At 67.7% G+C, this 24145-nt stretch carries 35 protein-coding genes; 31 read left to right on the top strand and 4 right to left on the bottom strand.

What is annotated here, in order from left to right:
* Window positions 1-2 precede the first annotated feature (2 nt).
* The 3 genes from ACWGIC_RS25445 to ACWGIC_RS25435 all read right to left on the bottom strand — a co-directional run bounded on the left by ACWGIC_RS25445 (window position 3) and on the right by ACWGIC_RS25435 (window position 2558).
* Window positions 3-323, bottom strand: a complete 321-nt coding sequence (locus tag ACWGIC_RS25445) for a hypothetical protein (protein WP_452078442.1) — start codon at window positions 321-323, stop codon at window positions 3-5.
* Complete coding sequence (locus ACWGIC_RS25440; RefSeq protein WP_452078441.1) at window positions 320-901, bottom strand: YbaB/EbfC family nucleoid-associated protein; 582 nt, start codon at window positions 899-901, stop codon at window positions 320-322. The genes ACWGIC_RS25445 and ACWGIC_RS25440 overlap by 4 nt, the downstream gene beginning before the upstream one ends.
* A gap of 121 nt (window positions 902-1022) precedes the next feature.
* Window positions 1023-2558 carry a hypothetical protein gene (locus ACWGIC_RS25435; RefSeq protein ID WP_452078440.1) on the bottom strand — a complete coding sequence of 512 codons (1536 nt, stop codon included), beginning with the start codon at window positions 2556-2558 and terminating at the stop codon, window positions 1023-1025.
* A gap of 571 nt (window positions 2559-3129) precedes the next feature.
* Between ACWGIC_RS25435 and ACWGIC_RS25430 the strand changes: the two genes are divergently transcribed.
* From ACWGIC_RS25430 to ACWGIC_RS25410, 5 genes are all read left to right on the top strand, one after another.
* Window positions 3130-4992 carry a hypothetical protein gene (locus ACWGIC_RS25430; protein ID WP_452078439.1) on the top strand — a complete coding sequence of 621 codons (1863 nt, stop codon included), beginning with the start codon at window positions 3130-3132 and terminating at the stop codon, window positions 4990-4992.
* Window positions 4993-5091: 99 nt separating this feature from the next.
* Window positions 5092-6852 (top strand): hypothetical protein, encoded by a 1761-nt coding sequence (locus ACWGIC_RS25425; protein WP_452078438.1) that lies wholly within the window; start codon window positions 5092-5094, stop codon window positions 6850-6852.
* A 41-nt stretch (window positions 6853-6893) separates the two neighbouring features.
* Window positions 6894-7307 (top strand): hypothetical protein, encoded by a 414-nt coding sequence (locus ACWGIC_RS25420; protein WP_452078437.1) that lies wholly within the window; start codon window positions 6894-6896, stop codon window positions 7305-7307.
* 18 nt (window positions 7308-7325) lie between these two features.
* Window positions 7326-7559, top strand: coding sequence for a hypothetical protein (locus ACWGIC_RS25415; RefSeq protein ID WP_452078436.1), 234 nt, complete (start codon window positions 7326-7328; stop codon window positions 7557-7559).
* Between the two features lie 65 nt (window positions 7560-7624).
* Window positions 7625-8110 (top strand): MmpS family transport accessory protein, encoded by a 486-nt coding sequence (locus tag ACWGIC_RS25410; protein ID WP_452078435.1) that lies wholly within the window; start codon window positions 7625-7627, stop codon window positions 8108-8110.
* Here ACWGIC_RS25410 and ACWGIC_RS25405 read toward each other — a convergent pair.
* Window positions 8103-8582, bottom strand: a complete 480-nt coding sequence (locus ACWGIC_RS25405) for a GNAT family N-acetyltransferase (protein ID WP_452078434.1) — start codon at window positions 8580-8582, stop codon at window positions 8103-8105. The two genes, ACWGIC_RS25410 and ACWGIC_RS25405, sit on opposite strands and share 8 nt — an antisense overlap.
* A gap of 83 nt (window positions 8583-8665) precedes the next feature.
* Here ACWGIC_RS25405 and ACWGIC_RS25400 point away from each other — a divergent pair, with 83 nt between their 5' ends.
* From ACWGIC_RS25400 to rplO, 26 genes are all read left to right on the top strand, one after another.
* On the top strand, window positions 8666-8818 hold the full coding sequence (locus ACWGIC_RS25400; protein WP_101436018.1) for a hypothetical protein: 153 nt from the start codon (window positions 8666-8668) through the stop codon (window positions 8816-8818).
* Between the two features lie 724 nt (window positions 8819-9542).
* Window positions 9543-9917: a 30S ribosomal protein S12 gene (gene rpsL, locus ACWGIC_RS25395; protein ID WP_003102113.1), complete on the top strand. Its 375-nt coding sequence runs from the start codon at window positions 9543-9545 to the stop codon at window positions 9915-9917.
* Window positions 9917-10387 carry a 30S ribosomal protein S7 gene (gene rpsG / locus ACWGIC_RS25390; RefSeq protein ID WP_009072291.1) on the top strand — a complete coding sequence of 157 codons (471 nt, stop codon included), beginning with the start codon at window positions 9917-9919 and terminating at the stop codon, window positions 10385-10387. The genes rpsL and rpsG overlap by 1 nt, the downstream gene beginning before the upstream one ends.
* Before the next feature lie 63 nt (window positions 10388-10450).
* Window positions 10451-12550, top strand: a complete 2100-nt coding sequence (gene fusA / locus ACWGIC_RS25385) for an elongation factor G (protein WP_452078433.1) — start codon at window positions 10451-10453, stop codon at window positions 12548-12550.
* Between the two features lie 127 nt (window positions 12551-12677).
* Window positions 12678-13871 carry an elongation factor Tu gene (gene tuf / locus ACWGIC_RS25380; protein ID WP_452078432.1) on the top strand — a complete coding sequence of 398 codons (1194 nt, stop codon included), beginning with the start codon at window positions 12678-12680 and terminating at the stop codon, window positions 13869-13871.
* A gap of 402 nt (window positions 13872-14273) precedes the next feature.
* Window positions 14274-14579 (top strand): 30S ribosomal protein S10, encoded by a 306-nt coding sequence (gene rpsJ / locus ACWGIC_RS25375; RefSeq protein ID WP_003102098.1) that lies wholly within the window; start codon window positions 14274-14276, stop codon window positions 14577-14579.
* 30 nt (window positions 14580-14609) lie between these two features.
* A complete protein-coding gene (gene rplC, locus ACWGIC_RS25370; protein ID WP_452078431.1) occupies window positions 14610-15260 on the top strand; it encodes a 50S ribosomal protein L3 in 651 nt (216 codons plus the stop codon).
* Window positions 15261-15262: 2 nt separating this feature from the next.
* A complete protein-coding gene (rplD, locus tag ACWGIC_RS25365) occupies window positions 15263-15952 on the top strand; it encodes a 50S ribosomal protein L4 (RefSeq protein WP_037816268.1) in 690 nt (229 codons plus the stop codon).
* Window positions 15949-16260: a 50S ribosomal protein L23 gene (gene rplW / locus ACWGIC_RS25360; RefSeq protein ID WP_009072304.1), complete on the top strand. Its 312-nt coding sequence runs from the start codon at window positions 15949-15951 to the stop codon at window positions 16258-16260. The genes rplD and rplW overlap by 4 nt, the downstream gene beginning before the upstream one ends.
* Before the next feature lie 15 nt (window positions 16261-16275).
* Window positions 16276-17109 (top strand): 50S ribosomal protein L2, encoded by an 834-nt coding sequence (gene rplB, locus ACWGIC_RS25355; protein ID WP_009072306.1) that lies wholly within the window; start codon window positions 16276-16278, stop codon window positions 17107-17109.
* An 18-nt stretch (window positions 17110-17127) separates the two neighbouring features.
* Window positions 17128-17409 (top strand): 30S ribosomal protein S19, encoded by a 282-nt coding sequence (rpsS, locus tag ACWGIC_RS25350; RefSeq protein WP_003102083.1) that lies wholly within the window; start codon window positions 17128-17130, stop codon window positions 17407-17409.
* A gap of 28 nt (window positions 17410-17437) precedes the next feature.
* Window positions 17438-17851: a 50S ribosomal protein L22 gene (gene rplV, locus ACWGIC_RS25345; RefSeq protein ID WP_116204580.1), complete on the top strand. Its 414-nt coding sequence runs from the start codon at window positions 17438-17440 to the stop codon at window positions 17849-17851.
* The gene (gene rpsC, locus ACWGIC_RS25340) at window positions 17851-18693 is read left to right on the top strand and encodes a 30S ribosomal protein S3 (RefSeq protein WP_452078430.1); all 843 of its coding nucleotides are present in this window, start codon (window positions 17851-17853) and stop codon (window positions 18691-18693) included. The genes rplV and rpsC overlap by 1 nt, the downstream gene beginning before the upstream one ends.
* Window positions 18694-18696: 3 nt before the next feature.
* Entirely contained in the window at window positions 18697-19113 is a 417-nt protein-coding gene (gene rplP, locus ACWGIC_RS25335; protein WP_009072313.1) for a 50S ribosomal protein L16, read from the top strand.
* On the top strand, window positions 19113-19358 hold the full coding sequence (rpmC, locus tag ACWGIC_RS25330; protein ID WP_009072314.1) for a 50S ribosomal protein L29: 246 nt from the start codon (window positions 19113-19115) through the stop codon (window positions 19356-19358). The genes rplP and rpmC overlap by 1 nt, the downstream gene beginning before the upstream one ends.
* Window positions 19355-19633 carry a 30S ribosomal protein S17 gene (gene rpsQ / locus ACWGIC_RS25325; protein ID WP_037816263.1) on the top strand — a complete coding sequence of 93 codons (279 nt, stop codon included), beginning with the start codon at window positions 19355-19357 and terminating at the stop codon, window positions 19631-19633. Before rpmC ends, rpsQ begins: the two co-directional genes overlap by 4 nt.
* A gap of 91 nt (window positions 19634-19724) precedes the next feature.
* Window positions 19725-20093: a 50S ribosomal protein L14 gene (gene rplN, locus ACWGIC_RS25320; protein ID WP_004558867.1), complete on the top strand. Its 369-nt coding sequence runs from the start codon at window positions 19725-19727 to the stop codon at window positions 20091-20093.
* Complete coding sequence (gene rplX, locus ACWGIC_RS25315; RefSeq protein WP_009072317.1) at window positions 20093-20407, top strand: 50S ribosomal protein L24; 315 nt, start codon at window positions 20093-20095, stop codon at window positions 20405-20407. The genes rplN and rplX overlap by 1 nt, the downstream gene beginning before the upstream one ends.
* Before the next feature lies 1 nt (window position 20408).
* The gene (gene rplE, locus ACWGIC_RS25310) at window positions 20409-20972 is read left to right on the top strand and encodes a 50S ribosomal protein L5 (protein ID WP_037816262.1); all 564 of its coding nucleotides are present in this window, start codon (window positions 20409-20411) and stop codon (window positions 20970-20972) included.
* A gap of 4 nt (window positions 20973-20976) precedes the next feature.
* Window positions 20977-21162, top strand: coding sequence for a type Z 30S ribosomal protein S14 (locus tag ACWGIC_RS25305; RefSeq protein ID WP_020662790.1), 186 nt, complete (start codon window positions 20977-20979; stop codon window positions 21160-21162).
* Window positions 21163-21268: 106 nt separating this feature from the next.
* Window positions 21269-21667 (top strand): 30S ribosomal protein S8, encoded by a 399-nt coding sequence (rpsH, locus tag ACWGIC_RS25300; RefSeq protein ID WP_020662789.1) that lies wholly within the window; start codon window positions 21269-21271, stop codon window positions 21665-21667.
* 16 nt (window positions 21668-21683) lie between these two features.
* Window positions 21684-22223 (top strand): 50S ribosomal protein L6, encoded by a 540-nt coding sequence (rplF, locus tag ACWGIC_RS25295; protein WP_452078429.1) that lies wholly within the window; start codon window positions 21684-21686, stop codon window positions 22221-22223.
* Window positions 22223-22624 carry a 50S ribosomal protein L18 gene (gene rplR, locus ACWGIC_RS25290; RefSeq protein WP_037816260.1) on the top strand — a complete coding sequence of 134 codons (402 nt, stop codon included), beginning with the start codon at window positions 22223-22225 and terminating at the stop codon, window positions 22622-22624. Before rplF ends, rplR begins: the two co-directional genes overlap by 1 nt.
* Window positions 22625-22655: 31 nt before the next feature.
* A complete protein-coding gene (rpsE, locus tag ACWGIC_RS25285) occupies window positions 22656-23297 on the top strand; it encodes a 30S ribosomal protein S5 (protein ID WP_009072328.1) in 642 nt (213 codons plus the stop codon).
* Between the two features lies 1 nt (window position 23298).
* Complete coding sequence (gene rpmD / locus ACWGIC_RS25280) at window positions 23299-23484, top strand: 50S ribosomal protein L30 (protein WP_004558875.1); 186 nt, start codon at window positions 23299-23301, stop codon at window positions 23482-23484.
* Entirely contained in the window at window positions 23481-23927 is a 447-nt protein-coding gene (gene rplO / locus ACWGIC_RS25275) for a 50S ribosomal protein L15 (RefSeq protein WP_009072329.1), read from the top strand. Before rpmD ends, rplO begins: the two co-directional genes overlap by 4 nt.
* The last annotated feature ends 218 nt before the right edge of the window (window positions 23928-24145 follow it).

Genomic DNA, 24145 nt, shown 5'->3' with positions numbered 1-24145 from the left:
GCTCAGAGCGGTCCGTCGATCTTCGCGTCGAACTTTCCGAAGGTCATGACGGTGTCCTTCTCGTGCCCGTCGTAGATCTCCGCGGCTTTGCCGAGCTTGTCCTGAAACACCTCGACGCCGCTCTTCATGGCCTCGAGCAGTTGCTTGAGTTCTTCGAGCTTGCCGGTGTAGGTCTGCTTCGCGACCAGCCCGATCAGGCCCCACGACTTGTCGCCCACGTCGGCCTGGCCCACGAGGTTGCCGAACTTGCCCGCCTCGCTCTTGTAGTGGTCGAGTCCGGTCGAGTACTTCGTGATGGCGGTCGTGACGACGCTGTGGGTCATCGGTGGTCCTCCTCGTCGTTGAACAAGTTCTTGAGGAACTGGTCGCCCGCCGAAGCGGCGGGCGGCGGCGGGGGAGCCTGAGCCGGTTGCTGCTCAGTGCGAAGCAGGTTGTTGTTCGCGAAGTCCTCCTCGTCGCGAGTCGGCGTCGCCGGCCGCTGCGGCTGCGCCTCCGGGAGGTTGGACTCCAATTCCTCCACTGTGGTTCCCATGCCCGCGGCTTGTGCCTCGAGAACCTGCTCGGACACGTTGAGGCCGAAGGCCGTGCCCACGTGCTCGTCGACGATCCCGGCCTGCTTGCGCGCGGATTCGGCGACGGCCTGGTGCAGCGTCGCCAGGATCGTGGACGCCAGCTGGTCCGGCTGCTGGCGCAGCGCGTCCGGGGAGAGCCGGAGGTCCTTGACCGAGCCGCTCGGGCCCGCGACCACGGTGACCGTCCGGTCCGGCGACATCACCTGCGCTTCGAGCGCGTTCAGTTCCTCCTGCATGTCGCCGACCTTCGCGAACTGCGCCTCGGCCTGCTTGAGCTTCGTCTGGAACTTCTCGAACTCCGCGACGAGTCGGTCCATCTCTTCGGACACGGCGGTCACACCTTCCCTGCACCTCGCTGATGTGCGGGATTATGCCGCTTCTGTCGGCTTCGTGCTTCAAGAGTGCGGAATCCGGGGCGGGTGATCGCCGCAGGTCAGCAATCCGGCATGGTCAGGACGGGGGTGGCCCGACGTCGATCTGCCGGGATCGCCGGCTCTCGCGCAGGATGCGGACCCGCCGCGGCGCTTTCGGCCGGAAGATCATCTTGAAGAACAACAGTCCCAGTGCGACCGGGGCGAGTGCGGCCAGGATGGTCAGCGCGACGGCGTCGTTGTTCTGGAACACCGGGTGCCACCAGATCGGCCCGATCCGCACCGGGACGACGTCGCCGCGCTCAGGCAGCTGGCCGACGTGCCAGGTGGTGACGACCTCGTGGGTTTTCCCGCCGTCTGGATAGGTCCCGCGGACCGCGGGGGACTGGCTGTCGCAGATCTGGGTGCGGTTGAGCCCGCAGGAGCGGCCGGCGTCGCCAGCGGTGGAGTCGACGACGGTGAGCTGGACCTCGGCGGCGAGACCGGCCGCCGCGGCCACACCGTTGGCGATCGGCAGCAAGCCGCCCACCACCAGCGCCCCCGCGAGCAGCGAGCGAGTCAGCACCGTGGTCGGGGCGAGCGGTTGCCGGTCCATCGATTCGCGGTAGCGGTTCACCCGGTTCCGCACGAATCCGCGGCGCTGCCCGAACCACAGGTCGTAGCCGGTTTCGGCGCGGGCGGCCACGCGGGCGAACTCGGTGCCGGACCAGAGGTTCGGCGCCACGGCAGCGGCGAAGATCGCGAGGTGGCGGGCGTTGCCGAGCAACCGGTCCTCGTTCAGGCCGTCCGCTTCCGCGGTCCAGAGGGCGTCCCGGTCGAACACGACCTCGTGGACCCGGAACCACAGGTCGCTGAGAATCAGTTCGCGCACTTCCGCGGTGAGCACTGCGGCGGCGAACTCCGGATCGTCGGTGCTGACCTCGAAACGCCGGTCGAATTCGGGATCCGCGGCGAACTTCTGCAGCTCCCCGGCGAGGAACTCCCGAGGCTGGGCGGACTGCTTCGGCGACGGCTTCGGGGTGCCGACTTGAATCCGGGTGATCCGGGCATCCTCGAACGGGGTGGTGTACTCCGGTTCGAACGCCCCGACCTTCGGCGTGATCAGCAGGGTCGGGCCGGCGGGGATCCGCAGTTCGACCATCGAGTAGATGCCGCCGACGCGGTCGGTGACCCGGTCGGTGACCGAATCCGGCGCGGAGAGCGGGTATTCGACGCCGAGCAGCCGATGGCCCTGGTGCTCGAGTTCGAGGACTCGCCGCAGCGACAAGCTGTCCTGCTGGTCGAACGGCACCGTGCGGCCTCGCTTCGGCAGCACCCCGAAGGTCGCTTCGTTCGTGGTGCCGAGACGGCGGAGCGAATCTCGTTGCCGCCAGGACTGCCAGAGCACGAAGGCGACGAACGCCACCGGAAGCGCGATCCACACCGCCACCGGCGCGCGGACGTCCATGCTGACGGTGAACCAGGTCAGCGTGGTGCCGAGGAAAACGAGGCCGCAGGCGATGTTGCTGATCGCCGAGGTGACCGTGCCGCCGCCCTCGGTCCGGCCCGCGATCCAGAGCAGGACGAACGAGGTCAGGTAGCCGAGAACGATGTACCAGGGAAACGGCTCTGCCATTGAGCGGATTATGCCGTTTCGGTCCGCTTCGCGCCGTCGGGCAGTGGTGCCGTCGTTGCCTGGCGGGCGGAAGTTCCCGGCATTCGGTCACGAAAAGGTAACGAACATAACGGGCGAACAGCCTCGTCCCGGACGCCGAACCGCCGTACATAGTTTGGGCCGAACGGAGCATCGCAGGTCAGCGCCGCCGCTTTCGCCGGGCGGGCGGAGCGGGGCGGGCAAGCCGGCCCAGTTCGTGGGATATTCACCCCTTCGGTCGACGTTCTCACGATTGATCACCGCATTGACAGTGCGTGCGGTTCGCCAGAGTATTTCGCGCATGTCCTTTCCGGTTGCCCTGGTGTGGCGTCTGCACGTGGATCTGCGCCAGCAGGCCAGCGCGCTGTGTAGGGATTCCTGACCTTTTCTCCCGGCCGCGTCCGGCTGGTTGATTTCTCTTGCCCCGCAACGGGTTTCTTCGGCCCGAGGGGATGAACGCTTTCCCTGTTCGCGGGTGTTTTCGCGCTGCCCGAAGAACGGGGAAAGAAGTGCCTTCGCGGGCGCTTCACGGGAATACGAACAGGGAGACACAATGCGATTCAGCTCCTCCTCGGGCGCCCCGCCCCGATGGCGGAAAGCGCTGACCGTCGCCGGCGCGGTCGCGCTCGCGATCGGTGCGGTGACCTACACCGGGTCTGCCACCAGCGCTTACGCCGACGTCCAAGTGGTCACCGACGCCAAAACCGCGTCCGACGGCAAGCAGTACTGGGTGCAGAACCACCTGGTCGGCAAAGACCTTGCCGCGCAAGCGCGTTCCGCCGACGGCACGCCGAAGAAGTGGCTGCTGGTCTGGGCGGGCGACGAGAACATCGCCGACACCGCGGTGAAGGACGTCAAAAACCTGCCAGGTTCGCTCGGCGGCGGTCTCGGCAAAGTCAAGAATGCCTTGCCCGGCCCCGATTTCCTCGCGGTGATCGACGCGACGCAGGGCTCGTCGACGTACGGCAAGGTGGTGAACACCGCGACCGTCGGACCGCTCGTCGAGAACGAACCGCACCACATGCAGTACGTGTGGCATAAGGGCGACACGATCTACGCCGGCGCGTTGTTCGCCGCGGCGACGTACGCGTTCGACGTGAGTGCGTTGCCCCAGTTGAAGCTCAAGGGCATCAGCCTGCCGACGCAGACGCTCGGCGGTTCCGTGCCCGACGCGTATTGGGTGCTGAAGGACGGCACCGCGTACGGCACGTACATGGGCGGCCCGGTCGTGCCCGGTCCGTACGCGTACCAGGACGGTTCCACGCAGATCGGCAACGGTTTCGCGGGCAGCCCGGGCGAGGTCGTGCACTTCGACCAGAACGCGCAGGTGCTGTCCCAGAATCCCGCGGCGACACCGCAGGGCGACAACGCGAAGCTGTGCGACAACCTGCCTCAGCTGGGCAAACCGTCCTGCGCGAACCCGCACGGCATCCAGGCGCGCGAGGATCTCAACACCCTCGTCACCAGTGACTACGCCGAACCGCGCAACATCATTCTCGACCCGGTGAAGCAGCCGTCGCCGTACCTTCGCCGTCCGACGATCCGCACCTGGGACATCTCCGACCGCAATCACCCGAAGCTGAAGGCGGTGTCCTACCTGCAGGACGGCCCGCGGGCGAACCCGGCGGACCCGCTGCACTCGGAAAGCCGTGCGGTCATGGAGACCACGGTGACGAACCTGCCCGGCCACAAGGGCGCGTTCGCCGAAACGATGCAGGGCGGGGCGATCTTCTACACGCCGGACATCACGGCGAAGGAGCCGCACTGGATCGAGGTGTTCGACGACGGCACCGCGGGCAAGCCGATCTACTCGCAGAACGACTCCAACGGGGCCAGCTCCAACGGCGGCTGGCTGCAGACCAGCCCGGACGACCGGTTCCTGTACCACGCGGTGCAGGGCAGGCAGAAGGGCGCGCTCGGCCCGGACGACCCCGGCACCACCGGCGGCGTGTACGTGCTCGACATCCAGAAGCTGGTCGCGGCCGGCGACAAGGTCGAGGACATCAAGGGCCGCGTCGACACCAAGGAGAAGGCGCAGCAGGGCGGCGGGGGAGACCTGCCGACCGTCGTCGGCTCCGCGCCGATCAACCCGGGCGTGCCCGGGGCCGGCCCGCACTGGGGCGCGTACGACAACTTCGCCCTCGGCCAGGACGGTTTCTACCACGAAACCACGCAGCCGCAGCACATCGCGGTGTCGAACTACTTCGTCGCCCGGTCCGGTTTGGACGGTGACCACAAGGTCAACCTGCTGAACCTGTCGCCGGACGGGAAGGTCGCGGTCGACGGGAACTTCCGCGACGAGTTCACCGGACAGGTGGGCATCAACTTCAACCGGAAGTCGTGGCCGCACGGGGACTTCGGCAACGCCAAACCGCACTCCGAGCTGTTCGTGGTCGCCGACCAGCACGTGAAGTAACTCCTCGCTGAACACGTCCGTGAAGGACTCCTTGAGGGAATCAGATTCCCTCAAGGGGCCCTTCACGGACCGGCCAGCGAACAAGTCCGGAAGGTAGTTATGGATCACCACGTCACTCCGGCCGCCACCGGATCGTCCGGTGTGGACAGTGCCGCGCTGGTGCTGCGGCTGATACTGCTGCTGGCGACGGCATTCCTTGCCGGTACTGGGATTCTCCGCCCGCTCGTCGGTCCGCTGCCGCGTAAGCTGTGGCTCACCACTGGCGCGCTAGGTGTGGGATCGGCGGTGCTGGCCGCGGTGTCGGCAGCGACGGTTGACGTCAACCTCGTCGCGCTGATCGTCCACATCGTGCTCGCGTTGGCGGTGCCGGTGCTGCTGCGGTGGCCCTCGGCGGGTCGCTGGGCCTCGCTCGCGCTGGTCGTGCTCGTGGTGCTGGAAACCTCCGTCGACGGCTCAGGGATTTCCTTCGCCATCGACACCGTGTACGTCGCCGCGGCCGCGCTGTGGTTCGGGGTGACGCTGCTGTCGGCCTGGGTTCCGGTGGAGCAGTGGCGGTCGACGCCGTTGCGCGTCGGTCCGCTGTCGGTCAGCCTTGCCGGACTGTTGACGCTCGCGGGCGTCGTGCAACTCGGCGTCTCTGGAGTCGCCTTCGACCGACGGCTGTACGAAACGCTCTTCGGCCTCTCGCTGATCGTGGTGGTCCTGCTGCCCGCGGCAGTCACCGTCGTAGCGGCGGTCCTGTTGTCCCGCAACGCTTCCATTCGCGGCTACCGCTACGGAGTCGCTGGTGTCGCGCTCGGGTTCGTCGCGTGGAGTGCGCTTGCCGCGGTGCCGCAACCAGCACCGCTTCCCGTGCCCGGAGTACCGCTGCTGGCGGACGCGACCGTCGGCGGCGCGACCGTGCCGGTGCTGGTCAGCCCGCAACGGCCAGGGCGCAATCTCGTGCACTTCCCGGCGAGCGCGGGCACGGATCTGTCCGCTGGCGTCGAGGGCGGGATCGTGACTACCGCGGCGGCGCGGGCCGGTGCGGAAGGCAGCTGGGCCGAGGTCGAACTTCCTCCCGGACGCAGCACTCTCGTGGTGCACAAGGGTGACGCGACCACCACGGTCGACGTCGACGCGGGCACCGAGGCGGGCCCAGCGGTCTCGGACGCCGACGCGCCGGAATGCGCGGAAGCCGCACTCGGCGGTCTGGTGGCGGAGAAACGCGAGGTGTTGACCAGCTGTCCGTCGGAGGCGTTGGCACCGGAGGACCGCGGTTCGCTGGTGAAGCTGGTCGAATTCCTCGCCTCTCGGAAGCCGTCAGCGCTCACGTTGGTCGAGGACCGGTCGCCGCGTGGGGTGCAGGCCGCGCAGCTCGTGCGCGAAACCGCCGCTCGCGTCGGTCTGCCGGTGCGCCCGGACGCGGCGGCGGACACCGCGCTGGTGGTCGTCTCCGGCTGGAGCGGCGGGTACCTCGCGATGAGCCGCGCCGCCGAATCGCAGCGGCTCAAACCGACCCACCAGTTCGGCCTGTACCTCGCGCCGTGGCTGCTCAACGGACCCATCGTGAACACCGTGGCCAGCGCGGCCCTGCCGCTGCGCTTCGACCCGCGCGACCAGCTTGCGGTCAGCTACGCGGTGGCCGTCGGCAACAGCTTCGGCGGGGAAAGCCCGTCGCTAGGCGGATTCCGGTCCTGGCTCGGTCCACAGTGGACGGCGGTGAACGGCGAGGTGCAGCTGTTCGCGGCCGCACAGGTCAACGCGATGCCGATGTACCCGAACGAACCGCACGCGCCCGGCATGCAGGCCGCGCGCGACTACGCCGGGCAGTGGATCCCCGACGGAACCATCGTCCCGATCAGCGGCGCGCTCCGCTGACCACCCAGTTCCCCGAAGAACCCCGAAGAAAGGAAACCCTGATGAAACGCACTGCCGCCCGGATCCTGCTGCCGCTCGCCGCGGCCGGGGCGTTCGCCGGATTCGCCGGGGGAGTGGCTGATGCCGCCACCCCGGACACGCTCGCCGCCGCTCAGCCCGCTGGCCAGGCTGCCGCTCCGGGCTCACCTGCTGCTGGCCAGGCGGTTGCGCCGGGCTTGCCTGCCTTGCCGACCGCCGGTCTGCCTTCCTTGCCGACCGGCGGTCTGCCGTCGCTCCCGACCGGCGGCCTGCCCTCCCTGCCGAGCCTGCCCGGCGTCCCCGGCGCACCGACCGGCGGCGTCCCGTCGGTCTGGGTCATTCCCGGCCTCGACGCGGGCAGCCTCCTCGGCCCGACCACCCAAGCCCCGGCCCAGCTCCTCGCGCCGGTCTTCAACCTCGTCACCGCTGTTTCCTGAGCACTGAAGGAGAAATCGATGAAAAACACAGTCGTCCGAGCCGTCGCCGCCACCGCGCTCGCCGGAGCCGCGCTGCTCGGCGCCGCCGCGCCCGCGCTGGCTGCCACGCAGGACCAGCCCGGTGTCACCGTCGTCGACGAACCGGACACGTCGCACCTGAACAACATCTGGACGTTCGCCCCGCTCGGAGTCCCCGTGCTGGGCCTGATCCAGTCGCTGAACGGCGTCCCCGGCCGGATCCTGCCCGGCTGACCCCGATCCCGCCGGTGGTTCCCCTCGTCCCCGGGAACCACCGGCGGTCCCCGGAAAGAAGGAACATGGACAGACAGCTGATCGGCCGCCTCGCGATCGCCGGGATCGCAGTGGCTGCCGTCGCCGCGGCAGTAGTGATCCTCGACGACGATCCGACGCCAGCCCCGGCCACCTTCTCCGCGCCGGCCACCTCGGTGCCGCAGCGCGCCCCAGACCGCACTCTGACCCGCACCCTGGCCCCGACGACGTCCACCGCGCCGGTTGCGCCCACACCGTCCAGCTGGCAGATCACCTACGAACTCTCCGGCTCCGGCACCGCCACCGTGGTTTACGACGACAACGGTCTCGGCCTGGTGCACCAAGAACTGTCCGTGCCCTTGCCCTGGCGAAAGACCCTGACCTGGTCGAAATCGGCCGTCGCGCCGACCGTGCAGCTGATGGGCCAGTCGAGCGGCCCGGTCGAATGCCGGGTGTCGGTGAACGGCGTGCTGGCGCGGTCCGCGAAAGCCGCGGACGGCGAGGTCGCCAGCTGCGCCGGACGGCTCAGCTGAGGTCTTTGGAGAACCAGTGCTCGGCGTACTGGTCGTCGTTGAACGCCTCGACCTCCGCGTAGCCCAGAGACGCGTACAGCGCGCGGGCCTCGACCAGGTCGTTCCGGGTGTCGAGCCGCATCCGGGCCGAGCCCAGCCGCTTCGCCGCTTCTTCGGCCGCCGTGACGACCAGCTTGCCGCCGCCGTGTCCGCGATGCTCCGGGCGGATGTACACCTTCGTCAGCGCGCTCAGCCCCGGCTCGACCATCCGGACGCCGGCGCACCCGGCGGGTTTCCCGCCCCGGTAGGCCATCAGGAACGCTCCGGTCGGCGCGGCAAGGCCGTCGCTCGGCTCGTCGGCCAAGGCGGCGTCCACCTCGTCGCTGGTGGCCGGGCGGCCGTAATACCGCGACGCCACCTCGTCCATGTACTCGCGCAGGATCGCCGCTGCTTCGGGGTGTTCGGCCGGGATTTCGCTGATTTTCCAGTCCACGTCCCTCATCTTGGGGAGTCCGTCCACCGATTTCCCCGGCAGGTACCGTGCAGAACGGCAGGGGAACCGAACGAGGAGGCGACATGGACGGCAGCGAGAACGTCGACCAGCCGGGGGACAAGAAGACCGGCGGCAGCCACGCCGCGCCGGAGGGGGCTGGAGTGCACCCGCTGATCGATCTGTCGCGCGACCCCAACCCGGGCAAGCCCGACCACGCGAAGCCGGACGAGGACTGACCCGCGGCCCGGCCCGGCGGGTGCACGCCGCCGGGCCGGGTTTCGCGGTCGCCCCGGTGAGGCGATCATCACCCCCGGGACGTACTCCATTGTGGAACATCCAGCGGCTCTTCTCCTTGCCGCTGAAGAATTTCTCTCGCGTTCTTAACGCCGCCGCGAGTCCCGCCGCGTCTCCCGCGAGCGCCCCAATGTGGCATTGGGTGCATCTGACGCACCCAATGCGGCGTTCGGTGCGTGGGGCGCACCCAATGTGGCATTGGGGCGCGGGAGGCCGGGCGGCTCGGAGAAGCGGGGGTCCATAGGTTGGTCGCCGCGTCCCGGAATGCGAACCCGAGTGCGCTCTGACCGCGGGAACCCGTCCGGGAATAGCGTTCCGGCGCCCGGCGTTCTGCATGCCGGGAAGTCCCGCGCGGCGCCGTTCCAAGGCCCCGATCTGGGGTTACGATGACCGGTCGGCGACCGTAGCGACCCCCCGCCCGGACCGCTCCGCGAGTGGACGGGTATCTTTGGAGACCGTGCCCGGCAGGCGTCGGGCCGCTCCGCGTGCCGTTGGGCATGAGCGGGGTGCTTTTGCACCCGGTTCACCAGCCTCGCCACGTGGGGTTCCGACGGAAAATCCCTCCGGGAAGTTACCGGTCGCGAGACCGTGACGCGGGCCGACACGCCCGACCGCGGGGACCGGTGAAGACACGAAGAAGCAAGATCACGACAGGAAGCTGGTCCATTGCCCACGATCCAGCAGCTGGTCCGCAAGGGCCGCCAGGACAAGGCTGCCAAGCAGAAGACCGCGGCCCTCAAGGGGAGCCCGCAGCGTCGTGGCGTGTGCACCCGCGTGTACACCACGACCCCGAAGAAGCCGAACTCGGCCCTGCGCAAGGTTGCTCGTGTGAAGCTGACCAGCGGCATCGAGGTCACCGCATACATCCCCGGTGAGGGTCACAACCTCCAGGAGCACTCGATGGTGCTCGTGCGCGGCGGTCGTGTGAAGGACCTGCCGGGTGTTCGGTACAAGATCATCCGCGGTTCGCTCGACACCCAGGGTGTGAAGAACCGGAAGCAGGCGCGCAGCCGGTACGGCGCGAAGAAGGAGAAGAGCTAATGCCTCGCAAGGGTCCGGCGCCGAAGCGGCCGCTGATCTCCGACCCCGTCTACGCCTCCCCGCTGGTCACCCAGCTGGTGAACAAGGTGCTGAAGGACGGCAAGCGGTCCCTGGCCGAGCGCATCGTCTACGGCGCGCTGGAAGGCGCTCGCGAGAAGACCGGCACCGACCCGGTCGTCACGCTGAAGCGCGCGCTCGACAACGTGAAGCCCACCATCGAGGTGAAGAGCCGCCGTGTCGGTGGCGCCACCTACCAGGTGCCGATCGAGGTCAAGCCCGGCCGCTCCACCACGCTGGCGCTGCGCTGGCTGGTCTCCTTCTCGCAGCAGCGCCGCGAGAAGACGATGATCGAGCGGCTGCAGAACGAGCTGCTGGACGCGAGCAACGGCCTTGGCGCCAGCGTCAAGCGTCGCGAAGACACGCACAAGATGGCCGAGTCGAACAAGGCCTTCGCGCACTACCGCTGGTGATGACCGCCCGGCTGCCGATAGAAGCCATGCCGGGCCCCACGTTCGAGACAGGGGAACATTCTCGTGGCACGTGAAGTGCTGACCGACCTCAACAAGGTCCGCAACATCGGCATCATGGCGCACATCGACGCCGGTAAGACCACCACCACCGAGCGGATCCTGTTCTACACCGGGATCAACTACAAGCTCGGCGAAGTCCACGACGGCGCCGCCACGATGGACTGGATGGAGGAGGAGCAGAAGCGGGGCATCACCATCACCTCGGCTGCTACCACCACCTTCTGGAACGACTACCAGATCAACCTGATCGACACCCCCGGGCACGTCGACTTCACCGTCGAGGTGGAGCGCAACCTGCGGGTGCTCGACGGCGCGGTCGCCGTCTTCGACGGCAAGGAAGGCGTCGAGCCGCAGTCCGAGCAGGTCTGGCGGCAGGCGGACAAGTACGACGTCCCGCGCATCTGCTTCGTCAACAAGATGGACAAGCTGGGTGCGGACTTCTACTACACCCTGCAGACCATCTCGGACCGTCTCGGCGTCCGGCCGCTGGCCATCCAGCTGCCGATCGGCGCGGAGAACGACTTCGAGGGCGTCATCGACCTGGTCCGGATGAAGGCCCTGGTCTGGCGCGGCGAGGTGCAGAAGGGCGACGACTACTCCGTCGAGGACATCCCGGCCGAGCTGGCCGACCGCGCGGCCGAGTACCGCGAGAAGCTGATCGAGGCCGTCGCCGAGACCGACGACGCGCTGATGGAGAAGTTCCTCGAGGGCGAAGAGCTGACCCAGGACGAGATCAAGGGCGGCATCCGCAAGCTGGTCGTCACCCGCGAGGCGTTCCCGGTGCTCGCCGGCTCCGCGTTCAAGAACAAGGGCGTGCAGCCGATGCTGGACGCGGTCATCGACTACCTGCCGTCGCCGCTGGACGTGCCGCCGGTCGAGGGTCTGCTGCCCGACGGCGAGACCCCGGTCACCCGGCACGCGACGACCGAGGAGCCGTTCTCCGCGCTCGCGTTCAAGATCGCCGCGCACCCGTTCTTCGGCAAGCTGACCTACATCCGGGTCTACTCGGGCAAGGTCGCCGCCGGGGCGCAGGTCGTCAACGCGACCAAGGAGCGCAAGGAGCGCATCGGGAAGATCTTCCAGATGCACTCCAACAAGGAGAACCCGGTCGACGAGGCCCTGGCCGGCCACATCTACGCGGTCATCGGCCTGAAGGACACCACCACTGGTGACACCCTCGCCGACGCGCAGAACCCGGTCGTGCTCGAGTCCATGACCTTCCCGGACCCGGTCATCAAGGTGGCCATCGAGCCGAAGACCAAGGCCGACCAGGAGAAGCTCTCCCTGGCGATCCAGAAGCTGGCCGAGGAAGACCCCACGTTCCAGGTCAACCTGGACGAGGACACCGGCCAGACGATCATCGCCGGCATGGGCGAGCTGCACCTCGAGGTGCTGGTCAACCGGATGAAGTCCGACTACAAGGTCGAGGCGAACATCGGCAAGCCGCAGGTCGCCTACCGCGAGACCATCAAGAAGACCGTGGACAAGCTCGACTACGTCCACAAGAAGCAGACCGGTGGTTCCGGCCAGTTCGCGAAGGTCATCGTGAAGCTGGAGCCGCTCGAGCGCACCGACGGTGCTCTCTACGAGTTCGACAACAAGGTGACCGGTGGCCGCGTGCCGCGGGAGTACATCCCGTCGGTCGACGCGGGCGCCCAGGACGCGATGCAGTACGGCGTGCTGGCCGGCTACCCGCTCGTCGGGTTGAAGTTCACCTTGTTGGATGGCGCGTACCACGAGGTCGACTCTTCTGAAATGGCGTTCAAGATCGCCGGTTCCATGGCGATGAAGGAAGCCGCGAAGAAGGCCGGCCCGGTCATCCTCGAGCCGATGATGGCCGTCGAGGTCACGACTCCCGAGGACTACATGGGCGACGTGATCGGCGACCTCAACTCCCGCCGTGGCCAGATCCAGGCCATGGAGGAGCGCGCCGGTACCCGTGTCGTGAAGGCACTGGTCCCGCTGTCGGAGATGTTCGGCTACGTCGGCGACCTGCGGTCCCGTACCCAGGGCCGGGCGAACTACTCCATGGTGTTCGACTCCTACGCCGAGGTTCCCGCGAACGTCGCGAAGGAAATCATCGCGAAGGCGACGGGGGAGTAATCCCCTCCGCTCGCGGGCATTAAGGGACTCTCCTGAACGTCCGCAGCAACGACGAAGGAACATTCGCGGGGCGGCAGCCACGCTGCCCCGCGAGCACAAAGCAAATCCAGTCCAGGAGGACATTCCAGTGGCGAAGGCGAAGTTCGAGCGGAGCAAGCCGCACGTCAACATCGGCACCATCGGTCACGTCGACCACGGCAAGACCACGCTGACCGCGGCGATCACCAAGGTTCTGCACGACGCGTACCCGGAGCTGAACGAGGCCCGTGCGTTCGACCAGATCGACAACGCGCCGGAAGAGAAGCAGCGCGGTATTACGATCAACATCTCGCACGTCGAGTACCAGACCGAGAAGCGTCACTACGCGCACGTGGACGCCCCCGGTCACGCTGACTACATCAAGAACATGATCACCGGTGCCGCGCAGATGGACGGCGCGATCCTGGTGGTCGCGGCGACCGACGGCCCGATGCCGCAGACCCGCGAGCACGTGCTGCTGGCCCGTCAGGTCGGCGTGCCCTACATCGTCGTGGCGCTGAACAAGGCCGACATGGTCGACGACGAGGAGATCCTCGAGCTCGTCGAGCTGGAGGTCCGCGAGCTGCTGTCCTCGCAGGAGTTCCCGGGCGACGACGCGCCGGTCGTGCGCGTCTCCGGCCTCAAGGCCCTCGAGGGCGACGAGAAGTGGGGCCAGGCGGTCCTCGACCTCATGCACGCCGTCGACGACAACGTGCCGGACCCGGTGCGTGAGCTCGAGAAGCCGTTCCTGATGCCGATCGAGGACGTCTTCACCATCACCGGCCGCGGCACCGTCGTGACCGGTCGTGTGGAGCGCGGCCAGGTCAACGTGAACGAAGAGGTCGAGATCGTGGGTATCCGCGAGAAGTCGACCAAGACCACCGTCACCGGTGTCGAGATGTTCCGCAAGCTGCTCGACTCGGGCCAGGCGGGCGACAACGTCGGCCTCCTGCTGCGCGGCATCAAGCGCGAGGACGTCGAGCGCGGCCAGGTCGTCGTGAAGCCGGGCACCACCACCCCGCACACCGAGTTCGAGGGCCGGGTCTACATCCTGTCCAAGGACGAGGGCGGCCGGCACACCCCGTTCTTCAACAACTACCGCCCGCAGTTCTACTTCCGCACCACGGACGTGACCGGCGTCGTGACCCTCCCCGAGGGCACCGAGATGGTCATGCCGGGCGACAACACGGACATCAGCGTTGTGCTGATCCAGCCGGTCGCCATGGACGAGGGTCTGCGCTTCGCCATCCGCGAGGGTGGCCGGACCGTCGGCGCGGGCCAGGTTACCAAGATCAACAAGTGACGTCGGCGCCCTGAATTCGGGTCAATACACCCCCGAGTTCAGGGCGTCAACTCACGTGTGCGACACTATTCAGGTTGCTCGTCCTGGGGCGGCCGAATCCTTATCGGTTTTCAATCGACTGGGTTCCGGCCGCCCTGGTATGAGCGGCCACGGTCCGTGGAGCTCTTCCTTCGGGTGAGGCTAGCGGGCAAAGGCCAGTAGGGACGACCCTGTGTCGGCCCGCGGCCTCCTCACGTAGAGGAAGACCAGGCAAGACGACGATCCTTAGGGATCCGTCTGTGCGGCGGGCGCGACACGCCCGACCGCGTGGACCGGGGACAGGGCCGTTGAACTGCTGAAACCCGGGTTCCGGCCCAGGTTGACGAGACAAAGCGGCACGAGACGACAAGGAACGCAGCCACCATGGCGGGACAGAAGATCCGCATCCGGCTCAAGGCCTACGACCACGAGGCGATCGACACCTCGGCGCGCAAGATCGTGGAAACGGTCACGCGCACCGGCGCCCGTGTTGTCGGGCCGGTGCCGCTGCCTACCGAGAAGAACGTTTACTGCGTCATCCGCTCGCCGCACAAGTACAAGGACTCGCGCGAGCACTTCGAGATGCGCACGCACAAGCGTCTGATCGACATCCTCGACCCGACGCCGAAGACGGTCGACGCGCTCATGCGCATCGACCTCCCGGCGAGCGTCGACGTCAACATCCAGTAAGCGTTGGGCGAGCGGCGGAGATAAGAACTCATGTCTGACAGGCAAATGAAGGGCATCCTGGGCACCAAGCTCGGCATGACCCAGGTCTTCGACGAACAGAACCGGGTCGTCCCGGTCACTGTCGTCAAGGCCGGTCCGAACGTGGTGACCCAGGTCCGGACCACCGACAAAGACGGCTACGCGGCCGTGCAGCTGGCGTTCGGCGCGGTCGACCCGCGCAAGGTGAACAAGCCGCGCACCGGCCACTTCGACAAGGCGGGCGTGACCCCGCGCCGGCACCTCGCCGAGCTGCGCACCAACGACGCCGAGACCTACGAGGTCGGCCAGGAGATCACCGCCGAGGTGTTCGAGGCCGGCACCACGGTCGACGTGACCGGTACCAGCAAGGGCAAGGGCTACGCGGGTGTCATGAAGCGCCACGGCTTCAAGGGCCAGGGCGCGAGCCACGGTGCGCAGGCTGTGCACCGCAAGCCGGGTTCCATCGGCGGCTGCGCCACGCCGGGCCGCGTGTTCAAGGGCCTGCGGATGGCGGGCCGGATGGGTAGCGACCGGGTCACCACGCAGGGCCTGACCGTGCACGCGGTGCGTGCCGAGGACGGCCTGCTGCTGATCAAGGGCGCGGTGCCCGGTCCCAAGGGCGGCCTGCTGTTCGTGCGCAGCGCCGCGAAGGGTGGTAACTGACGATGACGAGCGTCGAGCTGAAGACCCCGGCCGGTAAAGCCGACGGCACCGTCGAGCTCCCCGGGGAGATCTTCGACGTGCAGGCCAACGTCGCGCTGATGCACCAGGTCGTGGTGGGCCAGCTGGCCGCCGCGCGCCAGGGCACGCACGACACGAAGACCCGCGGTGAGGTCTCCGGTGGCGGCAAGAAGCCGTACCGGCAGAAGGGCACCGGTCGCGCCCGCCAGGGTTCGACCCGCGCGCCGCAGTTCGCCGGCGGTGGCGTCGTGCACGGCCCCACGCCGCGCGACTACACCCAGCGCACCCCGAAGAAGATGAAGGCCGCCGCTCTGCGTGGCGCCCTCTCCGACCGGGCGCGCGCCGGCCAGCTGCACGTCGTGACGGAACTGGTCACCGGCGAGAAGCCGTCGACCAAGACCGCCAAGTCGGCGATCGCGGCCGCGACCCAGGCCAAGCGCGTTCTCGTGGTCCTGCACCGCGACGAGGAGCTCGCCTGGGTGTCCGCGCGCAACCTGCCGTACGTGCACCTGATCTGGGCTGACCAGCTCAACACCTACGACGTCCTGGTCAACGACGACGTCGTGTTCACCAAGGCCGCCTACGACGCGTTCGTGGCAGGTCCCGTCCGCGGGAAGGTCGTCAAGGCCCTCGCGCGTTCGAGCGAGGTTTCGGAAGGGAGTGACGAGAAGTGAGCTCGGTCGCCATCCCGGACCCCCGCGACATCCTGCTCGCGCCGGTGATCTCCGAGAAGTCCTACGGGCTGCTCGAGGACCACAAGTACACGTTCATCGTCCGACCGGACGCCAACAAGACCCAGATCAAGATCGCGGTCGAGAAGGTGTTCGGCGTGAAGGTCGTCAGCGTCAACACGGCCAACCGCCAGGGCAAGCGGAAGCGGACTCGTACCGGCTTCGGCAAGCGCAAGGACACCAAGCGCGCCATCGTGACTCTTTCGCCGGAAAGCAAGGCGATCGAGATCTTCGGCGGACCCACCGCGTAAAGGACTGAGCTGAGTATGGGCATCCGCAAGTACAAGCCGACGACCCCGGGTCGTCGCGGTTCGAGCGTCTCGGACTTCGCCGAGATCACCCGGTCCACGCCGGAGAAGTCGCTCCTGCGTCCGCTGAGCAAGACCGGCGGCCGCAACGCTTCGGGCAAGATCACCACCCGGCACAAGGGCGGTGGCCACAAGCGCGCCTACCGCGTGATCGACTTCCGTCGTCACGACAAGGACGGCGTGCCGGCCAAGGTCGCGCACATCGAGTACGACCCGAACCGCACCGCGCGCATCGCGCTGCTGCACTACGCCGACGGCGAGAAGCGCTACATCATCGCGCCGGACAAGCTGAAGCAGGGCGACACCGTCGAGAACGGCCCGCGCGCCGACATCAAGCCGGGCAACAACCTGCCGCTGCGCAACATCCCGGTCGGCACCGTGATCCACGCGATCGAGCTCCGCCCCGGCGGCGGCGCGAAGATGGCCCGGTCCGCCGGCGCCCGCGTGCAGCTCGTCGCCAAGGACGGTCCTTACGCCCAGCTGCGTCTCCCCTCGGGCGAGATCCGCAACGTGGACGTGCGCAACCGCGCGACCGTCGGCGAGGTCGGCAACTCGGAGCACTCGAACATCAACTGGGGCAAGGCGGGCCGCAACCGCTGGCGCGGCAAGCGCCCGACTGTCCGTGGTGTCGTGATGAACCCGGTCGACCACCCGCACGGCGGTGGCGAGGGCAAGACCTCCGGTGGCCGTCACCCGGTGAACCCGAACGGCAAGCCCGAAGGCCGCACTCGCAAGAGCAAGCCGTCCGACAAATTGATCGTCCGCCGCCGGCGTACCGGCAAGAAGCGCTGAGCAGGGAGGTAGAAGCACATGCCACGCAGCCTTAAGAAGGGCCCGTTCGTGGACGACCACCTGCTCAAGAAGGTGGACGCTCTCAACGAATCGGGCAAGAAGACCGTGATCAAGACTTGGTCGCGGCGCTCCACGATCATCCCGGATTTCCTGGGTCACACGATCGCGGTGCACGACGGCCGCAAGCACGTCCCGGTGTTCGTCACCGAGGCGATGGTGGGTCACAAGCTGGGCGAGTTCGCCCCGACGCGGACCTTCAAGGGCCACATCAAGGACGACCGCAAGTCGCGCCGCCGCTGAGCGGGCCAGAGAAAGTTAAGGGAAGCAGATGAACGCCCAGTCAAACGCCACGGCCACGGCAGAAGAGCTGCCCACGGCCGTCGCGCGGGCTCGTTTCGTCCGGGACGCGCCGATGAAGGTGCGCCGGGTGATCGAGCTCGTCAAGGGTCGTAGCGTCAGCGAGGCCTTGGCCGTGCTCCGGTTCGCGCCGCAGGCTGCGAGCGAGCAGCTCGCGAAGGTCATCGCCAGCGCGGCGGCCAACGCCGAGAACAACCTCCAGCTGGACCCGGAGACGCTCTGGATCAAGTCCGCGACCGCCGACGAGGGCCCGACCCTCAAGCGCATCCGTCCGCGGGCCCAGGGCCGTGCGTACCGGATCCGCAAGCGCACCAGCCACATCACCGTGGTGGTCGAGTCGCGGCCTGCGGAGAAGAAGAGCAACAAGAAGGCAGGTGGCCGGTAGTGGGCCAGAAGATCAACCCGCACGGCTTCCGCCTGGGTATCACCACTGACTGGAAGTCGCGCTGGTACGCCGACAAGCAGTACGCGGAGTACGTGGCCGAGGACGTCAAGATCCGCAAGCTGCTCTCCACCGGCATGGAGCGCGCCGGCATCTCCAAGGTCGAGATCGAGCGCACCCGTGACCGGGTTCGCGTCGACATCCACACCGCCCGGCCGGGCATCGTCATCGGCCGCCGCGGCGCGGAGGCCGACCGGATCCGCGGCGCGCTGGAGAAGCTGACCAAGAAGCAGGTCCAGCTGAACATCCTCGAGGTGAAGAACCCCGAGGCCGACGCGCAGCTGGTCGCCCAGGGTGTCGCGGAGCAGCTGAGCAACCGCGTGGCGTTCCGCCGCGCGATGCGCAAGGCGATCCAGACCTCCATGCGCTCGCCGCAGGTCAAGGGCATTCGCGTGCAGTGCGGCGGTCGTCTCGGCGGTGCCGAGATGTCCCGTTCCGAGCACTACCGCGACGGCCGGGTCCCGCTGCACACGCTGCGCGCCGACATCGACTACGGCTTCTTCGAGGCCAAGACGACGTTCGGCCGCATCGGCGTGAAGGTGTGGATCTACAAGGGCGAGCTGGTCGGCGGCCTGAAGGCCCGCGAGGCGCGCGACGCCGCCGCGGCTGCCGAGCGGGCCCCCCGCCGCGACCGTGGCGACCGGCCGTCCCGTCCGCGCCGTTCCGGCGCTTCGGGCACGACCCCGACCTCGACCGAGGCCGGACGCGCCGCTGCCGCTGCGAAGAGCGACAACGCGACCGAGGCGGCCCCGGCCACCGAGACCGCAGAAAAGACGGAGGGCTGAGACGTGCTCATCCCGCGCAGGGTCAAGCACCGCAAGCAGCACTCCCCGAAGCGCCACGGCGCCGCCAAGGGCGGTACCAAGGTCAACTTCGGCGAGTACGGCATCCAGGCGCTTGAGCACAGCTACGTGACGAACCGGCAGATCGAGTCCGCTCGTATCGCCATGACCCGTCACATCAAGCGTGGCGGCAAGGTGTGGACCACGATCTACCCGGACCGTCCGCTGACCAAGAAGCCGGCGGAAACCCGCATGGGTTCCGGTAAGGGTTCGCCCGAGTGGTGGATCGCCAACGTGAAGCCGGGTCGCGTGATGTTCGAGATCAGCTTCCCGAACGAGGAGACCGCCCGCGAGGCGCTCCGCCGCGCGATCCACAAGCTCCCCATGAAGTGCCGCATCGTGACCCGGGAAGGTGAGTTCTGATGGCTAACGGAGCCGCACAGGCATCCGAGCTGCGTGAGCTCACCGCCGAAGAGCTCGTGCTGCGTCTGAAGGAATACAAGGAGGAGCTGTTCAACCTCCGCTTCCAGATGGCGACCGGGCAGCTGGACAACAACCGTCGGCTGCGCACCGTCCGCACGGACATCGCGCGGATCTACACGGTCATGCGCGAGCGCGAGCTCGGCCTGTCCGTGGCTCCCGACGCCGAAAGTGAAGGTGCCGCATGAGCGAGGCTGCCACCGAGAAGACCGCCCGGAACTACCGCAAGGTCCGCGAGGGTTACGTCGTCTCGGACAAGATGGACAAGACGATCGTGGTCGAGCTCGAGGACCGCAAGAAGCACCCGCGCTACTCGAAGGTCGTCCGCACCACCTCCAAGGTGAAGGTGCACGACGAGAACAACGAGGCGGGCGTGGGCGACCGGGTCACCCTGATGGAGACCCGGCCGCTGTCGGCGACCAAGCGCTGGCGTCTGGTGCAGGTCGTGGAGAAGGCCAAGTAAGCAGGGCTCTACGGAGTCCTTGGTTCCGCAAGGCTCGCCACTGTGACATCTCACTACTGGGCGAGAACCAGCGCGACATACAGGAGTTGACGTGATCCAGCAGGAGTCGCGGCTTCGGGTTGCCGACAACACCGGGGCAAAGGAAATCCTTTGCATCCGCGTGCTCGGCGGCTCCGGGCGGCGCTACGCCGGCATCGGCGACATCATCGTCGCCACCGTGAAGGACGCCATCCCGGCTGCCGGGGTGAAGAAGGGCGATGTCGTCAAGGCTGTCATCGTCCGCACGGTTAAGGAGCGCCGTCGTCCGGACGGTTCCTACATCCGGTTCGACGAGAACGCCGCCGTGCTCATCAAGAACGACAACGAGCCCCGGGGCACCCGCATCTTCGGCCCGGTGGGCCGCGAGCTGCGCGACCGAAAGTTCATGAAGATCATTTCGCTCGCGCCGGAGGTGCTGTGATGAAGGTGAAGAAGGGCGACACGGTCGTCGTCATCGCCGGCAAGGACAAGGGCGCCAAGGGCAAGGTCATCCAGGCCTACCCGGACCGCGAGCGCGTTCTGGTCGAGGGTGTCAACCGGATCAAGAAGCACACCCGGATCACCCAGACCCAGCGCGGGGCGCAGTCCGGCGGCATCGTGACCCAGGAAGCGCCCATCCACGTCTCGAACGTGATGGTCGTGGACTCGGACGGCAAGCCGACCCGGGTGGGCTACCGCATCGGCGAGGACGGCAAGAAGGTCCGGGTCTCGCGCCGGAACGGCAAGGACATCTGACATGACCACCGCAGAGAAGATCGTGCCGCGTCTGAAGACCCGGTACCGCGAAGAGATCAAGGGCGAGCTCCAGAAGGAGTTCTCCATCCCCAACGTGCACCAGATTCCCGGCGTCGTGAAGATCGTCGTGAACATGGGTGTCGGGGACGCCGCCCGGGACAGCAAGCTGATCGACGGCGCGGTCCGCGACCTCGCCCTGATCACCGGGCAGAAGCCGGAGATCCGCAAGGCTCGCAAGTCCATCGCGCAGTTCAAGCTGCGCGAGGGCCAGCCGATCGGCGCGCGCGTCACGCTGCGCGGCGACCGGATGTGGGAGTTCCTCGACCGGCTGCTGACCATCGCGCTGCCCCGTATCCGCGACTTCCGCGGGCTTTCGCCCAAGCAGTTCGACGGCAACGGCAACTACACGTTCGGTCTCAACGAGCAGTCGATGTTCCACGAGATCAACCCGGACGACATCGACCGCCCTCGCGGCATGGACGTCACCGTCGTCACGACCGCCACCACCGACGACGAGGGCCGGGCGTTGCTGCGCAAGCTCGGTTTCCCGTTCAAGGAGAACTGAGCCGATGGCCAAGAAAGCGCTAGTCAGCAAGGCTTCGAAGAAGCCGAAGTTCGCGGTGCGCGCCTACACCCGTTGCAACCGGTGCGGGCGTCCGCACTCGGTCTACCGCAAGTTCGGCCTGTGCCGGATCTGCCTCCGGGAGATGGCGCACGCGGGCGAACTGCCCGGTGTCCACAAGTCCAGCTGGTAAGGCTCGAAACTCTATTCCCAGTTCGCCACAGGCCCCGCCGACCCGGCCGGAGACCGCTCCGGCCGGGCGAGGCGGGGAACCAGGCGAGAAAGGTTGACAGGTCACCATGACGATGACCGACCCCATCGCAGACTTCTTGACCCGTCTGCGCAACGCGAACTCGGCTTACCACGACGAGGTCGTGCTTCCGCACTCGAAGATCAAGGCGAACATCGCCGAGATCCTCAAGCGCGAGGGCTACATCGCGAGCTACCGCGACGAGCCGGGCGAGAAGCACAAGAACCTGGTCGTCGAGCTGAAGTACGGCCCCAACCGCGAGCGGAGCATCGCCGGCCTTCGCCGCGTCTCCAAGCCGGGTCTGCGGGTCTACGCAAAATCGACCGAACTGCCGTCCGTTCTCGGCGGCCTCGGCGTCGCGATCATCTCGACGTCCGGCGGCCTGCAGACCGACCGGCAGGCCAAGCGCAACAACGTGGGCGGCGAAGTCCTCGCCTACGTCTGGTAAGGAAGGGGGCACAGACATGTCACGCATCGGAAAGCTGCCGGTCGCCGTCCCCTCCGGGGTCGAGGTGACCATCGACGGCCAGAACGTCAAGGTCAAGGGGCCGAAGGGCACCCTGGAGCACACCGTCGCCGAGCCGATCTTCGTCGAGCGCGACGAGGACGGCACGCTGCTGGTGAAGCGTCCGGACGACGAGCGCACGAGCCGGGCTCTGCACGGTCTCACCCGCACGCTGGTGAACAACCTCGTGGTGGGCGTGACCGAGGGCTACGAGAAGAAGCTCGAAATCCACGGCGTCGGTTACCGCGTGCAGGCCAAGGGATCGGACCTCGAGTTCGCGCTCGGCTACAGCCACCCGGTCAAGATCGAGGCGCCGGAAGGCATCACCTTCAAGGTGGAGTCGCCGACCCGGTTCTCGGTGTCCGGCATCGACAAGCAGAAGGTCGGCCAGACCGCCGCGGTCATCCGCAAGCTGCGCCGCCCGGACCCGTACAAGGGCAAGGGCCTGCGCTACGAGGGTGAGAAGATCCGCCGCAAGGTCGGAAAGACGGGTAAGTGATGAGCGACACGACTACCACGAAGCGCAAGCCGGTCGGCAAGGACATCTCGACCCGCCGCCGCGTCGCCAAGACCCGTCGGCACTTCCGCCTCCGCAAGAAGATCAGCGGGACGCCGGTGCGTCCGCGCATGGTCGTCAAGCGGTCCTCGCGGCACATCACCGTGCAGGTGATCGACGACCTCGCCGGCCACACGCTGGCGTCGGCGTCCACCCTCGAGTCGGACCTGCGGTCCTTCGAGGGCGACAAGAAGGCCAAGGCGGCCAAGGTCGGCGAACTGGTCGCTTCGCGCGCCAAGGACGCCGGCATCGAAGCCGTGGTGTTCGACCGTGGCGGCAACGCCTACCACGGCCGCATCGCCGCGCTCGCCGACGCCGCCCGCGAGGCGGGGTTGAAGTTCTGATGCACATGCTCGTGAATGGAAGGAAAGCCTGATGCCGGGACGTACACGGCAATTCGGCGGCGGCCAGGGCGGACCGGGTCAGGGCGGCAACGACCGCGGTGACCGTCGGGACCGTCGCGACCGGCGCGACGGCGGCCGTGGCGGGGCGGCCCAGGACAAGACCCCGCACCTTGAGAAGGTCGTGACGATCAACCGCGTCGCCAAGGTCGTCAAGGGCGGTCGTCGCTTCAGCTTCACCGCTCTGGTGGTCGTCGGCGACGGCGACGGTCAGGTCGGCGTCGGCTACGGCAAGGCCAAGGAAGTTCCCGCGGCCATCGCCAAGGGCGTCGAGGAAGCGAAGAAGAACTTCTTCCGCGTTCCGCGCGTCGCCGGCACCATTCCGCACCCGATCCAGGGTGAGGAAGCCGCCGGTGTCGTGCTGCTCCGTCCCGCCTCCGCTGGTACCGGTGTCATCGCCGGCGGCCCGGTGCGCGCGGTGCTGGAGTGCGCGGGCGTCCACGACGTGCTGTCGAAGTCGCTCGGCTCCGACAACGCCATCAACATCGTGCACGCGACGGTGGCGGCCCTGAAGGGTCTGCAGCGTCCGGAGGAGGTGGCCGCTCGCCGCGGTCTGCCGCTCGAGGACGTCGCCCCGGCCCGGATGCTGCGCCAGCGTGCCGGCCAGGGGGTCTGACATGGCTCAGCTCAAGGTCACTCAGGTCAAGAGCAAGATCGGCACGAAGCACGCTCACCGCGAGTCGCTGCGCACCCTCGGGCTGCGCAAGATCCGCCAGAGCGTCGTGCGTGAGGACACCCCCCAGGTGCGCGGCCTGATCCACACCGTCCGCCACCTGGTGGAGGTCGAGGAGGTCCAGGCATGACCGCCATCAAGATCCACCACCTTCGTCCGGCTCCTGGCGCCAAGCGCGACAAGATCCGCGTCGGCCGTGGTGAGGGTTCGAAGGGCAAGACGGCGGGTCGCGGCACGAAGGGCACCAAGGCCCGGAAGAACGTGCCCGCCGGGTTCGAGGGTGGGCAGATGCCCATCCACATGCGGCTGCCGAAGCTGCGTGGGTTCAAGAACCGGTTCCGCACCGAGTACCAGCCGGTGAACGTGGGCGACATCGCCCGCGTCTTCGCCGACGGTGGCAAGGTCGGGCCGGAGGAGCTGGCCGCGAACGGTCTCGTTCGCAAGGGCAAGCTTGTGAAGGTTCTCGGCAACGGGGACCTGAACGGGGTCAAGCTCGAGCTGACCGCGCACGCGTTCTCCGGTTCTGCCAAGGAGAAGATCGAGGCTGCTGGTGGTTCGGCCACCGTTAGCTGATCCGCGTTTGTTTTAGAACGGGCCCGTCCGGCTTTTGCCGGACGGGCCCGTTTTTGTTGTGTGGGATGGGTTTCGGCTCGTCGCCTGGCGGCGACATTGCTGTGGGGTTGGCGTGGGGCACCCCGAAGCCAAGTGTGCTGACGGTTCGGGGGTGCGTTTAGAGGAGGGGAACAATGCTTGTCAAACAACCCCCCAACCCCCGGTAGGGGTCGGATAGG

The organism is Amycolatopsis sp. NPDC054798 (assembly GCF_053611505.1).
This window is presented reverse-complemented; position numbering and strand designations above follow the sequence as displayed.

Bases quoted from the DNA above. Each gene is read 5' to 3' on its own strand.
- ACWGIC_RS25445 (WP_452078442.1), bottom strand. From the start codon at position 323: ATGACCCACAGCGTCGTCACGACCGCCATCACGAAGTACTCGACCGGA.
- ACWGIC_RS25435 (WP_452078440.1), bottom strand. From the start codon at position 2,558: ATGGCAGAGCCGTTTCCCTGGTACATCGTTCTCGGCTACCTGACCTCG.
- ACWGIC_RS25430 (WP_452078439.1), top strand. From the start codon at position 3,130: ATGCGATTCAGCTCCTCCTCGGGCGCCCCGCCCCGATGGCGGAAAGCG.
- ACWGIC_RS25425 (WP_452078438.1), top strand. From the start codon at position 5,092: ATGGATCACCACGTCACTCCGGCCGCCACCGGATCGTCCGGTGTGGAC.
- ACWGIC_RS25420 (WP_452078437.1), top strand. From the start codon at position 6,894: ATGAAACGCACTGCCGCCCGGATCCTGCTGCCGCTCGCCGCGGCCGGG.
- ACWGIC_RS25415 (WP_452078436.1), top strand. From the start codon at position 7,326: ATGAAAAACACAGTCGTCCGAGCCGTCGCCGCCACCGCGCTCGCCGGA.
- ACWGIC_RS25410 (WP_452078435.1), top strand. From the start codon at position 7,625: ATGGACAGACAGCTGATCGGCCGCCTCGCGATCGCCGGGATCGCAGTG.
- ACWGIC_RS25400 (WP_101436018.1), top strand. From the start codon at position 8,666: ATGGACGGCAGCGAGAACGTCGACCAGCCGGGGGACAAGAAGACCGGC.
- rpsG (WP_009072291.1), top strand. From the start codon at position 9,917: ATGCCTCGCAAGGGTCCGGCGCCGAAGCGGCCGCTGATCTCCGACCCC.
- rpsJ (WP_003102098.1), top strand. From the start codon at position 14,274: ATGGCGGGACAGAAGATCCGCATCCGGCTCAAGGCCTACGACCACGAG.
- rplC (WP_452078431.1), top strand. From the start codon at position 14,610: ATGTCTGACAGGCAAATGAAGGGCATCCTGGGCACCAAGCTCGGCATG.
- rplD (WP_037816268.1), top strand. From the start codon at position 15,263: ATGACGAGCGTCGAGCTGAAGACCCCGGCCGGTAAAGCCGACGGCACC.
- rplB (WP_009072306.1), top strand. From the start codon at position 16,276: ATGGGCATCCGCAAGTACAAGCCGACGACCCCGGGTCGTCGCGGTTCG.
- rpsS (WP_003102083.1), top strand. From the start codon at position 17,128: ATGCCACGCAGCCTTAAGAAGGGCCCGTTCGTGGACGACCACCTGCTC.
- rplV (WP_116204580.1), top strand. From the start codon at position 17,438: ATGAACGCCCAGTCAAACGCCACGGCCACGGCAGAAGAGCTGCCCACG.
- rpmC (WP_009072314.1), top strand. From the start codon at position 19,113: ATGGCTAACGGAGCCGCACAGGCATCCGAGCTGCGTGAGCTCACCGCC.
- rpsQ (WP_037816263.1), top strand. From the start codon at position 19,355: ATGAGCGAGGCTGCCACCGAGAAGACCGCCCGGAACTACCGCAAGGTC.
- rplX (WP_009072317.1), top strand. From the start codon at position 20,093: ATGAAGGTGAAGAAGGGCGACACGGTCGTCGTCATCGCCGGCAAGGAC.
- rplE (WP_037816262.1), top strand. From the start codon at position 20,409: ATGACCACCGCAGAGAAGATCGTGCCGCGTCTGAAGACCCGGTACCGC.
- ACWGIC_RS25305 (WP_020662790.1), top strand. From the start codon at position 20,977: ATGGCCAAGAAAGCGCTAGTCAGCAAGGCTTCGAAGAAGCCGAAGTTC.
- rpsH (WP_020662789.1), top strand. From the start codon at position 21,269: ATGACGATGACCGACCCCATCGCAGACTTCTTGACCCGTCTGCGCAAC.
- rplF (WP_452078429.1), top strand. From the start codon at position 21,684: ATGTCACGCATCGGAAAGCTGCCGGTCGCCGTCCCCTCCGGGGTCGAG.
- rplR (WP_037816260.1), top strand. From the start codon at position 22,223: ATGAGCGACACGACTACCACGAAGCGCAAGCCGGTCGGCAAGGACATC.
- rpsE (WP_009072328.1), top strand. From the start codon at position 22,656: ATGCCGGGACGTACACGGCAATTCGGCGGCGGCCAGGGCGGACCGGGT.
- rpmD (WP_004558875.1), top strand. From the start codon at position 23,299: ATGGCTCAGCTCAAGGTCACTCAGGTCAAGAGCAAGATCGGCACGAAG.
- rplO (WP_009072329.1), top strand. From the start codon at position 23,481: ATGACCGCCATCAAGATCCACCACCTTCGTCCGGCTCCTGGCGCCAAG.